Source organism: Mesorhizobium sp. M7A.F.Ca.MR.176.00.0.0 (genome assembly GCF_004023165.1).
In the GTDB taxonomy this organism is placed as follows: Bacteria; Pseudomonadota; Alphaproteobacteria; order Rhizobiales; family Rhizobiaceae; genus Mesorhizobium.
Window position 1 is genome coordinate 1 of sequence record NZ_RZTC01000140.1, and the last position, 13,802, is coordinate 13,802.

A 13,802-nucleotide genomic window follows, 5' to 3' on the forward strand; every position below is an offset into this window, starting at 1 on the left:
CCTCCTCTCCCCTCGGGGAGAGGTCGGATTGCCCCGAATTGCCCTTCGCAATTCGGATGGCAATCCGGGTGAGGGGGTCTTTGGTCGCTGAGATGCCCGGCAGGGCAGAGGGGGGTACTTCGTGAAGCACCTCCCCTCCCGCTCCTCCCTGCTGATGGCCCCGGCACTGGCCTGGCTCGCGGCCTTGATGGTGGTGCCGTGCGCGCTGGTGCTGGCGCTCGCCTTCTTCCGGCGCGGCATCTATGGCGGTATCGAATATACCTTTACGCTGGAGAATTTCGGGCTGGTCTTCGATCCGCTCTATGCCGGCATCTTCCTCAATTCGGCGCGCATCGCCGGCACCGCCACCCTGATCGCGGTGGTGATCGGCTATGCCGCCGCCTACGCCATCGCAGCCGCCCCGCGCCGGTGGCAGCCGGTGTTCCTGTTCTTCGCCGTGCTGCCGTTCTGGTCCAATTACCTGATCCGCACCTATGCCTGGATCGTGCTGCTCAACCGCGAAGGCCTGATCACGCAGTTGTTGCGCTGGTTCGGCTACACCGGCGAGCCGCCATCGATGCTCTATACGGAAGGCGCGGTTATCGCCGGTCTGGTCTACAACTATCTCCCCTTCGTCATCCTTGCCTGCTACGCGCCACTGTCGCGCCTCAACCCGGAACTGGCCGAAGCCTCGCGTGACCTCGGCGCCTCTGCCGCCACCACATTCCGGCGTGTCATCCTGCCGCTGACCGTGCCGGGCATCGCCGCCGGCGCGGTGTTCGTCTTCGTGCTGTCGATCGGCAATTTCGTCACGCCCGCGCTGCTTGGCGGCGGCCGCTTCCAGATGATCGGCAACCTCGTCTACGACCAGTTCCTGACCGCCAACGACTGGCCGTTCGGCGCCGCGCTCGCGATGGCGCTGATCGCCATCATGCTTCTGGTGCTGATGGCGCAGGCGCTGGCCGCCAATCGCGCCTCGGGCCACGCCGCGCGAGCCGGCGGAGACACCGATGGCTGAGCGCTCTCCCGCCACGCGGCGCACGCTCTGGCTCGTGCTGAGCCTGGTCTTCGCTTTCCTCTACATCCCGATCGCCGTGCTGGTGGCGCTGTCCTTCAACGAAGGCGGGCTGCCAACGGCGTGGTCGGGATTCTCGCTGAAATGGTATGCCTCGCTGGCCGACAATTCGGCGATCCTCTCCGCCGCGCTCAACACGCTGATCGTGGCACTGGTGTCGACCGCAATCGCAACATTGCTCGGCACGCTGCTGGCGATCGGCATCGAGATGCGCCGGCAGTACGGCAAGGGCCTCGAAGCACTGATCTTCGCGCCGATGATCATTCCCGACATCGTGCTGGCGATCGCGCTGCTGTCGTTCTTCTCGATGCTCAATCTGACCATGGGCCTGCACACGATCATCCTCGCCCATGTCGTCTTCAATCTCGCCTTCGTCTGCTCGGTGGTGCGCGCAAGGCTGAAGAGCTTCGACTGGTCGATCGTCGAGGCCTCCGCCGATCTCGGCGCCTCCGCGCTCACCACGTTCAGGCGGGTGACATTGCCGGTCATCGCGCCGGCGGTGATCGCCGGCGCGCTGCTCGCCTTCACGCTCTCGGTCGACGAGTTCATCATCGCCTTCTTCACCGCCGGCGCCGGCCGCGCATCGACGACGCTGCCGATGCAGATCTACGCCATGATCCGCTTCGGCATTACGCCGGAGATCAACGCGCTGGCGACCATCGTCATGGCGGTCTCGATCACCGCGCTGACCCTGTCGCAGCGGCTCAACCGTGGGATCATAGGCCAATGAGCGAACCCCGCACGCTTCTGGCCATCGATCATGTGTCGAAAAATTTCGGCCGGGTAACCGCCGTCGACGGCATCTCGCTCGACATCCGCGAGAATGAGTTCTTCGCGCTGCTCGGCCCGTCGGGCTGCGGCAAGACCACGCTGCTGCGCATGCTGGCAGGCTTCGAGACGCCCAATGACGGGCGCATCCTGCTCGACGGCCGCGACATTGCCAAAACCCCGCCCAACAAGCGGCCAGTCAATCTGATGTTCCAATCCTATGCCCTGTTTCCTCATATGAGCGTCCGCGCCAATGTCTCCTACGGCCTGGAGATGGAACGTTTGCCGGCGGCTGAAATCCGCTCCCGCGTCGACGCCATCCTGGCGACAACCGAGCTGGTCCCCTTCGCCGACCGCAAGCCGGAGCAACTGTCGGGCGGCCAGAAGCAGCGCGTCGCGCTCGCCCGCGCGCTGGTCAAGCGGCCGCGTCTGCTGCTGCTCGACGAGCCGCTTGGCGCGCTCGACAAGAAACTACGCGGCGCCATGCAGCTGGAACTGAAGCGCCTGCAGCACGAGGTCGGCATTACCTTCGTCATCGTCACCCATGACCAGGAGGAGTCGCTTGTGATGGCCGACCGCATGGCGGTGCTCAAAGACGGCAGACTGCTGCAATGCGACACGCCGCACGCGATCTATGAGCATCCGGCCGACCGTTTCGTCGCCGACTTCATCGGCGTGATGAATTTTGTGCCCGGTAAAGCCGCCACCGACGGTGTAGTGGCTGCCAACGGAGCGCGTATCGCCGGCAAAGTGCCCGCCACACTCACAGCCGGTGCATCTGCTGTCGCGTCGGTGCGGCCCGAGCGCATCCGGCTGTTCCCGTCGGTGGAGACCGCCAACCGCACCACCGGCACGGTCGAGGCGCTGGCCTATCAGGGGCTCGACCTGCAGCTGCATGTCCGCACACCTCTGTCGCCAAAGCCATTCCTGGTGCGCGTCACCGCTGATGCCGCCGACCGCCGGCCGGTCGCGTCGGGAGATCAGGTCGAACTCGGCTGGGACGCCGCCGATGTCAGAGTTTTCGCAGAATAAAGGAGAAGCCTGATGGCGCAGAAGACGATCGCGTTTTTTCCAGAAGCCGCCTACGGCCCGGCGCTCAATTCCGTCGGCATCGCCCAGGCGGTCGAGGCGCGCGGCCACAAAGCCGTTTTCCTGTCCGACCCCGGCTTTGTCGATGTCTACAAGGGCTACGGTTTCGAGGCGCATCCGGTGAACCTGTCGGAGCCGATGCCGCCCGAGCAGATGGCGAAATTCTGGGAGGATTTCATCAACGGCCACATCCCGAACTTCCGCAAATCGCCTTACGATCAGGTCGACAATTACGTCAAGGATTGCTGGACGGCGATCGTCGACAGCGCCAAATGGGCGCAGAAGGATCTGCCGCGCGTTCTCTCAGCCATCAAGCCGGATGTGATCTGCGTCGACAATGTCATCCTGTTTCCGGCCATCAAGCAGTTCGGCAAACCGTGGGTGCGCGTCATCTCCTGCTCGGAAAACGAGATCGACGACGAGGACATCCCGCCCCATCTCTCCGGCTGCGGCGAGAACGACCACGCCGGTCACCAGCGCTACCGCGATCATTTCAACGCGGTGATCAAGCCGATCCATGGCGACTTCAACGCCTTCCTCGCCGCCAACAACGAGGCGCCTTATCCGATCGGCCAGTTCTTCGAGGCCTCGCCCCATCTCAACCTGCTGCTCTATCCCGAAGCGGCAAAGTTCAAGCGCCGCCATCCGCTCGACCCGGCAAAGTTCCAGTATCTGGAAGGCTGCGTGCGGCAGGAGAAACCCTACACGGTGCCGACATTCGCCAAAAACAATGACGGGCCGCTGCTCTATGTCTCCTTCGGCAGCCTCGGCGCCGGCGATGTCGAGCTCTTGAAGCGCATCATCGCGACCCTGGGCAAGACGCGCTACCGGGCGCTGGTCAATGTCGGCGGCTACAAGGATCAGTACACGGACGTGCCCGGCAATGTGATCGTCGAGAGCTGGTTCCCGCAGCCTTCGGTCATCCCGCAGGTCGATGCGGTGATCCACCATGGCGGCAACAACTCCTTCACCGAGTGCCTCTATTTCGGCAAGCCGGCGATCATCATGCCCTATGTCTGGGACGGCCACGACAACGCCACCCGCGTCGAGGAAACCGGCCACGGCTTCGGCATGCCGCGCTACGACTGGACCGATGCCGAGCTGATCGCCAAGATCGAAACCTGCCTGACCGACCCGGCGATGAAAGCCAAGCTGGCGAAGACATCGGCGCAGATGCGCGCGCAGAATGGGCCGGAGAAAGCAGCCGGGTTGTTGGAGACGCTGCTATGACCTCCTCCGCTCCCCACCTCCACCAAGCCACCACCCGCACCGACCTCGTCGACTGGGGCGCCCAACCTGACGCATTGGAAGGCGCTTCGCACTCCACCGGCAGGCTCGTGCACAAAGGCCCGAACAACCAGCCGGAATCCGGCATCTGGGTGTGCACGCCAGGCCGCTGGCGCCTGAGGATCCCGCGCGATGAATTGTGCCATTTCGTCGCCGGCCTCGCGACCTACCGGTCGGATGTCGGTGAGCTGATAGAAATCTCCGCCGGGACCGTGGTCATGTTCCCGGCTGGCTGGACAGGCGAATGCACCGTGCATGAGACCATGCGCAACGTCTACATGCTGGCCTGACCACGGAGCTTGACGACATGCCGACACCGCACTGGCCGAAGGCCTCGACCGTGGAACTGGAGGACTGGGGCGCGGGCAGCAACACGCTCGCCGGTTCGCCGCGCGCCTCGGGCAGGGTCCTGTCCCGGAACCCGGACGGATCGAGCGAATGCGGCCTGTGGTCGTGCACGCCTGGCACGCGCAAGGTCACCTTTGCCGCCGACGAGTTCTGCCATTTCCTCTCAGGCCGCGGCAGCTATGTCCATGACGATGGCGAAGAGATTCCGGTCAAGGCCGGCACGCTGGTGTTCTTCCCAGCCCGCTGGACCGGCACCTCCATCATCACGGAAACGCTGATCAAGGCCTTCATGTGCCGCTGAGCACCCTTTCAAGGAAATCGACATGACCACACCCATCATGAAATCCCCGCTCACCGTTACCGACCTCGTCGACTGGGGCGTCATCCCGACCATGATCGAGGGGCAATCCCACACCTCGGGCAAGCTGCTGTACAAGGGGCCGGAAGGCCGCTCCGAATGCGGGCTTTGGGTCTGCACACCAGGCAAATGGCACTGCCATGTCACCCACGACGAGTTCTGCCACTTCCTCGAAGGGCGCTGCACCTACGTCCATGAATCCGGCGAGGTCATCGAGATCGAACCGGACACCGCAGCTTTCTTCCCGCAGGACTGGAAGGGCGTCTGCACCGTCCATGAGACGATCAAGAAAGTCTACATGATCCGCTGAGCGGATCTGAGAGGATGCTTATGGATTTCTCAGCTGACCGGCCGGCTTTCTTCGTCAACCCGGATTACCGGCCGATGGCCGGCACAAACAAACCGGTGATCGATCCGGCGACGCTGGAAACCGTCGGGGCGATCGCTGCGGCCACCGACGGCGAGATCGATGCCGCGCTCACCGCCGCGACCAGGGCGCAGGCCGCCTGGAAAAAGCTCGACGCCAAGAGCCGCGCCAAGCACCTGCATGCCGTCGCCAACGCCATCGAGGCGGCGGACTTCACCCGCTGCGCCGAGCTGATGGTGCGCGAGATGGGCAAGCCCTACCCCGAAGCGATCGGCGAGATCGCCAATTGCGCGCCGATCTTCCGCTACTATGCCGAGATGGCGCGCGACGATGCCGGCAAGATCGCCGGCACGACGCAGGCCGGTTCGTTCCAATATGCGCGCTACGAGCCCTATGGCGTCTCCGTCCACATCATGCCCTACAACTTCCCGATCCTGCTGATGTGCTGGACGGTCGCCGCATCGCTCGCCGCCGGCAATGCCTGCGTCATCAAGCCGGCCGAGGCGACGACGCTGTCGACGCTGGACTACATGACCGTGTTCCGCTCGCTGCCGGAAGGGCTGGTCTCCTGCCTGCCTGGTGGAGCGGCTACGGCGCAGGCGCTGATCGCCTCCGAACGCACCCATGCGGTTGCCTTCACCGGCTCGGTCGCCGCCGGCAAGGCGGTGGCGGTGGCCTGCGCCGAACGCATGAAGCCTTGCGTCATCGAGGCCGGCGGCAGCGATCCGCTGATCGTCAGCCAACACGCGCCGCTTGAGATCGCGGCGGCCGGCAGCGTCACCGCGGCCTTCCATCTCACCGGCCAGGTCTGTACCTCCGCCGAGCGTTTCTTCCTCGTCGACGCCGTTCATGACCGCTTCGTCGAGCTGTTCGCCGAAAGGACCCGGGCGCTGCGCATCGGCAACGGCATGGACAAGACCGAGATCGGACCGCTGGTCAGCGAAAGCGCGCGGACCAAAGTCATGCGCCTCGTTGACGATGCTATCCGCAGCGGCGCCAAGGCGGTGACCGGCGGACGCATCCCTCCGGCACACAACACCGGCTGGTTCTACGAGCCGACGATCCTGACCGGCGTCACCCCGGACATGGCAATCGTGCGCGAAGAATGCTTTGGACCGGTCGCCGCCATCTGCCGGGTCAGGGATTTCGATGAGGCGATCCGGCTTGCCAATGACAGCCCGTTTGGGCTCGGCGCCTCTGTCTTCACCACCGATCTGGCCGAAGCCCACGAGGCGGCTGAACGGCTCGAAGCCGGAATGGTCTGGGTCAACAACCCGCTGATCGACAATGATGCCTTGCCCTTCGGCGGCTGGAAGGCCTCGGGCCTCGGCCGCGAACTCGGACGCCAGGGGCTCGACGCCTTCCGCCGCTCCAAAATGGTGATCATCGACCACAAGCCTGCAATCCAGGAATGGTGGTATCCGTACCCCGACAGCTGGTTCCGCGAGACCGGTGGCCGCAAGCACGTCTGAGTGTTTCGAACCTCGCCAGCTCCGGATAGCCAGCTCGGTGGCTATCCTGGGATAGCCAGTCCATGGCCGGGAAAAAGCGATGCCGCCGGGCGAAGCCCGGCGGCATCTTTCTTCGATTGGCTACTGCCGTTTCAACGGCAAGTCGTTACGGCGTCGTTTCTGCTTCCATCGCGGCGGCCGTCTGGTCGATCTTGTCGGCAAGGACGCCCTGAGCCCAGGACGTGACCGCAGCGTCGACCGGCTTGTTGGCCATATCCGCCAGTGCCGCGTCGAGCGATGCATCATCGGTGCCGACCTCTGCCGCGGCAGCCGCCTCATTGGCGGCGGTGACCTCTGCCTCCTGGGCAGTGATTTCGGCCTCCAGATCCGTTATCTTCCCAGGCAAGGCCGCCTGATCTTCGGGCGTCATGGCCGCAATCTGCTCGGGCGTCAGCGACGTCAGCGCGTTCAACTGCGAATTCAGCGCATCCAGCTTCTCCTGGGCCGCTTCAGCGGCGGCCTGAGCGACCTTGGCTTTGGCGGACTGCGTCACGAAGGCCTGGATGGCAGCGAACTTCTTGCTCTTCGAGTTCATATAGGCGTTGATGTTGCGCTGAAGCGAGTTCAGCCGGCCGAGCTTGGCGTGGATGTTCTTCTCCTTGGGGACCGACGAGACCTTTGTGGTCTTGTCGACCGTGGTGTCGTCCGTTTTGGCCTTTGCCACCTGCCCCCGAGCCGACGACGACTTGCCGTGCGAAGCGCCGCTCTTGCCATTGCTATTGCCGCCGTTACCGCCTGCATTGCCCCCGCCGTTGCCGTTGCCGCCGGCGTTGCCACCGCCATTGCCGCCGCCGTGCCCGTTGCCGCCGGCTCCGGCGAGCGCCGGAGACGCCAGAAGCGCCAATGCGGCAAGCGCCGCGAACAGAGTTTTCCGGTTTGTCATGGTAATCTCCTCGGGAATCGTCACCTGGCCCGACCGCTAGCGACCGTCCTATGAGAAATCGCTAATTGTACAGAGTAAACTTTAGACAAATGCTGTCTCAATACGCGATCTGGCGCTCAGCCCGAAACATAACCATCTGATATTAAACACGAATCAGCGCTCGTGAACGGCGATGGCACTGAAGTCCCATGCCGGCAGGACTATAGTCCTGCCGGCATCCAGCGGCATGGGTGAAAGTCGTGACGTGGTATATCGGAAAGGCTTTGAAACAGGGAAATTGATAAAGAAAGCACAAGTCTCAGCCGATACTTTCACCGCCGTCGATTACCAGCGCCTGGCCGGTCATGAAGGATGAGCGGTCGGAGACGAGGAACAGGATCGCTTCCGCGATCTCATCGGCGCTGGCCCAGCGTCCCATCGGAATCTTGGTGCGGACATAGGTTTCGATCGCCTCGCGTCCGCCCATCTGGGCGATGAACGGTTCGTTGAACGGCGTGTCGACCCAGCCCGGGCAGAGCGCGTTGACGCGGACATTGTGCCGGGCATAGTCGAGCGACATCTGCCGCGTCATTGCCACTACCGCGTGTTTGGAAGTGGCGTAAGCGATCATCTCGCGGTCGTAGAACACGCCCGAATTGGAGGCGGTGTTGAGGATGACACCGCCGCCTCGTGCGATCATCGACGGCATGACCATCCTGGCCGCCAGGAACTGCGCCCGCACATTGACCCGCCATGACGCGTCCATGCCGCCGACCTCGACCTCGGTCAGCGTTCCGCCGACCTGGATGCCGGCGTGATTGTGCAGGATGTCGATGCGCCCGTGCCTCTCGATCGTGCCGGCAATGAGCTTTTCCAGCGCCCCATCGTCCGCGACGTCAGTGGCGATCGCCTCGGCCTGCCCGCCCACTGCCCTTATGTTCGAAGCCGTTGCTTCGCCGGCGGCCTGATCCCTGTCGGCGATGACGACCACCGCGCCTTCCCTGCCCATGATCATGGCGCCGGCGCGCCCGATGCCGGAGCCGGCGCCGGTCACGACGGCGATGCGGTCTTTGAGGATCATGATGCGACTTTCAGTTCGACGGCTTGCGCTGGCGCAATTGCCATTGGGCAAGCACCACAAGCAGCACGGAAGCGACGAGCACGATCGTCGCGATGGCGTTGATCTCCGGCGTCACGCCGCGCCGGATCGACGCGAAGACATAGATCGGCAGCGTCGTCTGCGCCCCGGCGACGAAGAAGGCCACAATGAAATCGTCGAAGGAGAAGGTGAAGGCGAGCAGGAAACCGGCAACGACGGCCGGCATGATCTGCGGCAGCACGATCGAGCGGAACGTCGTCAATGGCGTCGCGTAGAGATCGCTCGACGCCTCGACCAGATTGCGGTCGAGGCTGCCGAGACGCGTGCCGACGATCATCGTCACCAGCGCCATGGAGAACAGGCCGTGCGCCGCGATGATCGAGCCGTAGCCGAGCGCCAGGCGCGGCGGCTGGTCGTCGGGCCAGATCGAGGCGAGGAACGGATTGACGACCGTGAACAGCTGGACGAGCGCGACCAGTGTCGAAATGCCGATGACGACGCCCGGAACGACGATCGCGGCGCCCAGAAGCGCATCGAAGACCGCGCGTGTTCTGATGCCGACGCGAGCCAGGCCGAGTGCTGCCGCCGTGCCGCACAACGCCGCCAGCAAGGCGCTGGTGGTGGCGATGAACAGGCTGTTCTTCAGCGCTTCGACCAGGAACGGGTTCGCCAGCGCCTTGCCGTACCATTGCACCGAAAAGCCGGTGAACTCGCTGGCATGGTGGCCGGCGTTGAAGGAGAACAGCACGACCAGTGCGATCGGCAGATAGAGGAAGGCGAACACCAGAATGACGAAGGCGCGCATCAGATCAAATCCACCCGGCGCGCGCCCGAAACCCGGGTCGAAATGCGGTTGGCGGCAATCAGCACCACCACCGAGACCAGCACCAGCGTGATCGCGATGGCCGATCCGAACGGCCAGTTGCGCGACTGCAGGAACAGGTCGACCAGCGCATTGCCGATAAAGAACACCTTGCCGCCGCCAAGCAGCGTCGGGATCAGATATTCGCCCAACAGCAGGATCATCACCAGCGAGAAGCCGGTCATCACGCCCGGCAGCGACAGTTTCAGGGTCACGCCGAGGAAGGTCGAGAGCGGCGTCGCGCCGAGATCGGCGGAGGCTTCCAGCAGCCGGCGGTCGAGCCGCTCAAGGCTGACATAGATCGGCAGGATCATCAGCGGCAGGTAGCCATAGACGATGCCGAGCAGCACCGCGCCCGGCGTGTTGATCAGCCTGATATCCTCGAAACCGATATAGGACAGCAGAGCCGGGATGCCGCGCCCGCCCAGGATATACATCCAGGCATAGGTCCGCATCAAAAGGCTGGTCCAGAACGGAATGACGACCAGCGCCAGCAGGATCAGCCGCCAGCGCTGCGGTGCGCGCAGAGCGAGATAATAAGCAACGGGATAAGCGACGAGCAGACAGGCGAGCGCCCCTATCGGCGCCAGCACCATCGTGTTCCAGAAGGCAGCCGCCCGCGCAGGAAGATTGGCATATTGCGCGAAGGTAAAAGCCGCTTGATAGCCGCCTTCCGGCGCCCGTTCGCCGACGCTGAACACCGCGATGGCAATGAATGGAAGCACCAGAAACACCACCAGCCACGCGGTCGCCGGACCGAGCAGCAAAGCGGTCGTGAGGTTGTAACGAAATCTATTGCCGCGCATTGAAAACCGCCCCGATACCGGCGGACATATGCCCGCCGGTCAATTGTCCGCGCCAGACCGCCGCTCAGGCCGACTTGAAGCGCGCCATCAGTTCGGCGCGGCCGGGATCGGTCAGCGTTGCCGCCGCGCCGAATTCCAGCGGCGTCAACAGGTCGGCCGCCGGATAGAGGATCGGATTGTCGAGCACTTCCTTGGGCAGCAGCTTGTTGACCCGCGCATCGGTCGACGGCGCACCATTGGCCAAATGCTCCTTCACCGCCACCTGCGGATTCATCAGGTAGTTGAGCAGGGCGTAGCCGGCCGGCTTGTTCGGCGCATCTTTCGGAATGGCGTAGAAATCGGTCCAGATCTCGCCGCCTTCCTTGCCCAGCACATAGGCGATCTCGGGAATGTCGCGATGCAACTGCGCGCCATCGTTCGTCCAGCACATCGTCATCCAGGCGTCGCCGGCGCGCATGCCCGGCTGGTAGTCGGAGGAGACCGCGAACAGATGCGGCTTGACCTTGAGCAGCAGTTCCTCCGCCTTGGCGAGCTCGTCTTGCTTCAACGAGTTGAACGAATAGCCGTAATATTTCAGCGCATTGCCGATCGTGGTCAGCTGGTAGTCGTGCACCATGGTGCGGCTGTCGCCTTCGGCCATGGCGGTATCCCAGAACTCCTTCCAGGTGGTCATCGGCTGGGTCAGCTTCTTGGTGTTGACGGCAAAGCCGGTGGTGCCCCAGTTCTTCGGCACGGCGTAGGTCACCGCATCGATCGTGCCTTCCCCGGTGAAGCGGGGATCTTGCTGCGAGCCGTCGAAATTCGGCAGCTTCGCCATCTCCAGCGGCTCGATGATGCCGAGCTTCTTATAGGTCGAGATCGTGTAGTTGGTCGGCACGAACAGGCTCCAGCCCGAGGCGCCGGCCTGCAGCTTGGCCAGCATCTCCTCGTTGGAGCCGAACACGTTGACCTCGACGGCGACGCCGGTGTCCTTCTTGAAATTCTCGAACGTCGCCGGGTCATGGTAGTTCGGCCAGGTGGCGATCGACATGCGGTCGCCAAGGCTTTCGGCGGCAAAGGCCGGTGTCGGCATGATGCCGATCTCGCGCGCCATCACCGCCGTGGCAATGCCAAGGCCGGTGAGGCCGAGGAAGTCGCGGCGGCCGATCGAGCCGCGCTTCAAACGCATCAGCTGATCGACAAAATTCTTGGGGCTTATCGGCAGTCCGTCACGATATGATTTCGACATGTTTATCTACCCTCTGGTTGGCCCCGTTGTTCTTGGTCTCCGCAAACGCCAGCGGCGTTCCGGAGGCAAAGCCGATGGCGACGGGTTCACCCGGCTTGAAGAGATTGCCGTGGCCGATCAGGTGATCGGCCTTGGCCAGCAGCGTTCCGATGCCCTGGACCTCGATCGCGTATTCCGCCGTCGAGCCGAGGAAGATCCGGTTGCGGACGATGCCCTTGAATGGACCGCTTGTCTGGGCACCAAGACTGAGCGATTCAGGACGAAGGCTGACCGAAACGGCCTCACCTTGCTGCAGGGCGGTGCGCTTGCGCGCTGCAATGACGGTGCCATCGGCAAGCGCCACCTCCACCAGATCGCCCGAATGTCCGGCGACGGTGCCGCTCAGCAGGTTTGTCTTGCCGACGAAATCGGCGACGAACAGGTCGGCCGGTTCGTCATAGATCTCGCTCGGCTGCCCGAGCTGGACGATGCGGCCGCCGTTCATGACGCAGACGAAATCGCTCATCGACAGCGCTTCCTCCTGGTCGTGCGTGACCAGCACGAAGGTGATGCCGATCTCGCGCTGCAGGTTCTGCAGCTCGATCTGCATGTCGGTGCGCAGCTTCTTGTCGAGCGCAGCCAGCGGCTCGTCGAGCAAGAGCACCGCCGGCTTGTTGACCAGGGCTCGTGCCAGCGCCACACGCTGCTGCTGGCCGCCCGACAGTTCATGGATCTTGCGGCGGCCATAGCCGGCGAGCCGCACCATTTCGAGCGCCTCGCCCGCTCTTGAGGCGATCTCGCGCGAAGACAGCCTTGGCCGCGCCTGGCGCAGCCCGTAGGCGACATTGTCCTCGACATCGAGATGCGGAAACAGCGCGTATTGCTGGAACACCATGTTGACCGGCCGCCGGTAGGGCGGCGTCCCAGCCATATCCTGGCCGCGAATGAACACCCGGCCTTCGCTCGGCTGTTCGAAGCCGCCGATCATGCGCAGGCAGGTGGTCTTGCCGCAGCCGGACGGCCCGAGCAACGCGACAAAGGCGGAGGGCGGGACAGCGAGATCGATGCCGCTGACCGCGGTCACCGCGCCATAGCGCTTGGTGACGCCGCGAAACTCGATGTCGGGCACTGCGGTCAAGGCTGATGGCTCCAGCAACAGGGCAATATCGGGACGCTAGCAGAGCCAATGGCGGCTAGTATATACCTCTGAGGTGGTATATCTGATCTATTTTCTCGTTTAAGGGGGTATGGGTTGTCCCGCAGCGACGAATACAGCCAGCTCGCCACGCTCGTCGCGGCGACGCGGGAGACCAGTGGCGACCTGTTCGGCAATGCGCTGGTCGATTGGCTGCGGCTCCATGTCGGCTTCGACCACTGCGTGGTGTTCGGCTATCGCGGCGCGGCGCGCCCGCCGCTGCTGTTCGAAACCTTCTCGCCGGCCGAAAGCCACGTCTTCGTCGCGCTCTATCAGGAGGGACCCTATCTGCTCGACCCGTTCCATCACGCGGCGGTCGAGCGCAAGGAAGGCTTCTGGCGCATGCGCGAACTGGCGCCGGACCGTTTCTATGCCAGCGAGTATTTCCGTTCCTACTACAGCCAGACCAGGCTGGCCGAGGAGGTCGGCTTCTTCGTGCCTCTGCCGGGCAAGGATGTGCTGGTGCTCTCACTGATGCGGCTGCGCGCTTCAGGCCCGTTCGGCACCGCCGATGCCAGATTGCTGCGCGACATGGCGCCGGCGGTGATCAGCTTCGCCAGGCTGCGCTGGCCCACCCTTCCGGCCGATGAACCTGCAGAGGCGCAGCAGGACGAGACGACCACTCCGGTCAACGAGTTCGACCGCGCCCACATCTGGCAGAGCCTGTCGCTGACGCCGCGCGAAAAACATGTCGTCGACCTTGTGCTGCAGGGGCATTCGACGGAATCGATCGCCAGGGCCATGCGCATCGTGCCGGGCACCGTGAAGGTCCATCGCCGCAACATCTACCGCAAGCTCAAGATCAAGTCGCAGGCCGGCCTGTTCGCACGTTTCGTCGAGATCATCGACGCGCGGATAAGGTAGCTACTTCGCCCCGCCGTTTACCTGGGCAATCGCTTCGGATTTCGAATCCGCGTCACTTTTTTGCGAACGCCGGCGCTGCCCCTCACCTGCCTGCCGGCATCCTCTCCCCGTATAGGGACGGGGAG

Annotated in this window: 15 protein-coding genes; 9 read left to right on the forward strand and 6 right to left on the reverse strand. The window is 63.8% G+C overall.

Going from position 1 to position 13,802, the window contains the following annotated elements; all coding sequences use genetic code 11:
• Positions 1 to 154: 154 nt before the first annotated feature.
• Genes EOB59_RS30290 through EOB59_RS30325 form a run of 8 tightly spaced genes read left to right on the forward strand, consistent with a single transcriptional unit; the run spans position 155 to position 6,743 of the window.
• Positions 155 to 997, forward strand: a complete 843-nt coding sequence (locus tag EOB59_RS30290; RefSeq protein ID WP_128289941.1) for an ABC transporter permease — start codon at positions 155 to 157, stop codon at positions 995 to 997.
• Positions 990 to 1,784, forward strand: coding sequence for an ABC transporter permease (locus EOB59_RS30295; RefSeq protein WP_128289929.1), 795 nt, complete (start codon positions 990 to 992; stop codon positions 1,782 to 1,784). The genes EOB59_RS30290 and EOB59_RS30295 overlap by 8 nt, the downstream gene beginning before the upstream one ends.
• A complete protein-coding gene (locus EOB59_RS30300; protein WP_128289930.1) occupies positions 1,781 to 2,854 on the forward strand; it encodes an ABC transporter ATP-binding protein in 1,074 nt (357 codons plus the stop codon). The genes EOB59_RS30295 and EOB59_RS30300 overlap by 4 nt, the downstream gene beginning before the upstream one ends.
• A 12-nt stretch (positions 2,855 to 2,866) precedes the next feature.
• On the forward strand, positions 2,867 to 4,141 hold the full coding sequence (locus tag EOB59_RS30305) for a glycosyltransferase (protein WP_128289931.1): 1,275 nt from the start codon (positions 2,867 to 2,869) through the stop codon (positions 4,139 to 4,141).
• Entirely contained in the window at positions 4,138 to 4,488 is a 351-nt protein-coding gene (locus EOB59_RS30310) for a cupin domain-containing protein (protein ID WP_128289932.1), read from the forward strand. The genes EOB59_RS30305 and EOB59_RS30310 overlap by 4 nt, the downstream gene beginning before the upstream one ends.
• Positions 4,489 to 4,505: 17 nt before the next feature.
• Complete coding sequence (locus EOB59_RS30315) at positions 4,506 to 4,847, forward strand: cupin domain-containing protein (RefSeq protein WP_128289933.1); 342 nt, start codon at positions 4,506 to 4,508, stop codon at positions 4,845 to 4,847.
• A 22-nt stretch (positions 4,848 to 4,869) separates the two neighbouring features.
• Positions 4,870 to 5,214, forward strand: coding sequence for a cupin domain-containing protein (locus EOB59_RS30320; protein WP_128289934.1), 345 nt, complete (start codon positions 4,870 to 4,872; stop codon positions 5,212 to 5,214).
• Between the two features lie 20 nt (positions 5,215 to 5,234).
• Positions 5,235 to 6,743, forward strand: a complete 1,509-nt coding sequence (locus EOB59_RS30325) for an aldehyde dehydrogenase family protein (RefSeq protein WP_128289935.1) — start codon at positions 5,235 to 5,237, stop codon at positions 6,741 to 6,743.
• A gap of 145 nt (positions 6,744 to 6,888) precedes the next feature.
• Here the strand turns inward: EOB59_RS30325 and EOB59_RS30330 are convergent, their stop codons facing one another.
• The 6 genes from EOB59_RS30330 to EOB59_RS30355 all read right to left on the reverse strand — a co-directional run bounded on the left by EOB59_RS30330 (position 6,889) and on the right by EOB59_RS30355 (position 12,756).
• Positions 6,889 to 7,665: a hypothetical protein gene (locus tag EOB59_RS30330; protein WP_128289936.1), complete on the reverse strand. Its 777-nt coding sequence runs from the start codon at positions 7,663 to 7,665 to the stop codon at positions 6,889 to 6,891.
• 298 nt (positions 7,666 to 7,963) lie between these two features.
• A complete protein-coding gene (locus EOB59_RS30335; RefSeq protein ID WP_128289937.1) occupies positions 7,964 to 8,725 on the reverse strand; it encodes a glucose 1-dehydrogenase in 762 nt (253 codons plus the stop codon).
• Between the two features lie 10 nt (positions 8,726 to 8,735).
• Positions 8,736 to 9,548: an ABC transporter permease gene (locus EOB59_RS30340; protein WP_128289938.1), complete on the reverse strand. Its 813-nt coding sequence runs from the start codon at positions 9,546 to 9,548 to the stop codon at positions 8,736 to 8,738.
• Entirely contained in the window at positions 9,548 to 10,411 is an 864-nt protein-coding gene (locus tag EOB59_RS30345) for an ABC transporter permease (protein ID WP_127808751.1), read from the reverse strand. Before EOB59_RS30345 ends, EOB59_RS30340 begins: the two co-directional genes overlap by 1 nt.
• Positions 10,412 to 10,475: 64 nt before the next feature.
• Complete coding sequence (locus EOB59_RS30350) at positions 10,476 to 11,639, reverse strand: spermidine/putrescine ABC transporter substrate-binding protein (protein ID WP_128289939.1); 1,164 nt, start codon at positions 11,637 to 11,639, stop codon at positions 10,476 to 10,478.
• Complete coding sequence (locus tag EOB59_RS30355; protein ID WP_128289940.1) at positions 11,620 to 12,756, reverse strand: ABC transporter ATP-binding protein; 1,137 nt, start codon at positions 12,754 to 12,756, stop codon at positions 11,620 to 11,622. The genes EOB59_RS30350 and EOB59_RS30355 overlap by 20 nt, the downstream gene beginning before the upstream one ends.
• Before the next feature lie 114 nt (positions 12,757 to 12,870).
• Here EOB59_RS30355 and EOB59_RS30360 point away from each other — a divergent pair, with 114 nt between their 5' ends.
• Positions 12,871 to 13,677: a LuxR C-terminal-related transcriptional regulator gene (locus EOB59_RS30360; protein WP_127808748.1), complete on the forward strand. Its 807-nt coding sequence runs from the start codon at positions 12,871 to 12,873 to the stop codon at positions 13,675 to 13,677.
• Positions 13,678 to 13,802 lie beyond the last annotated feature (125 nt).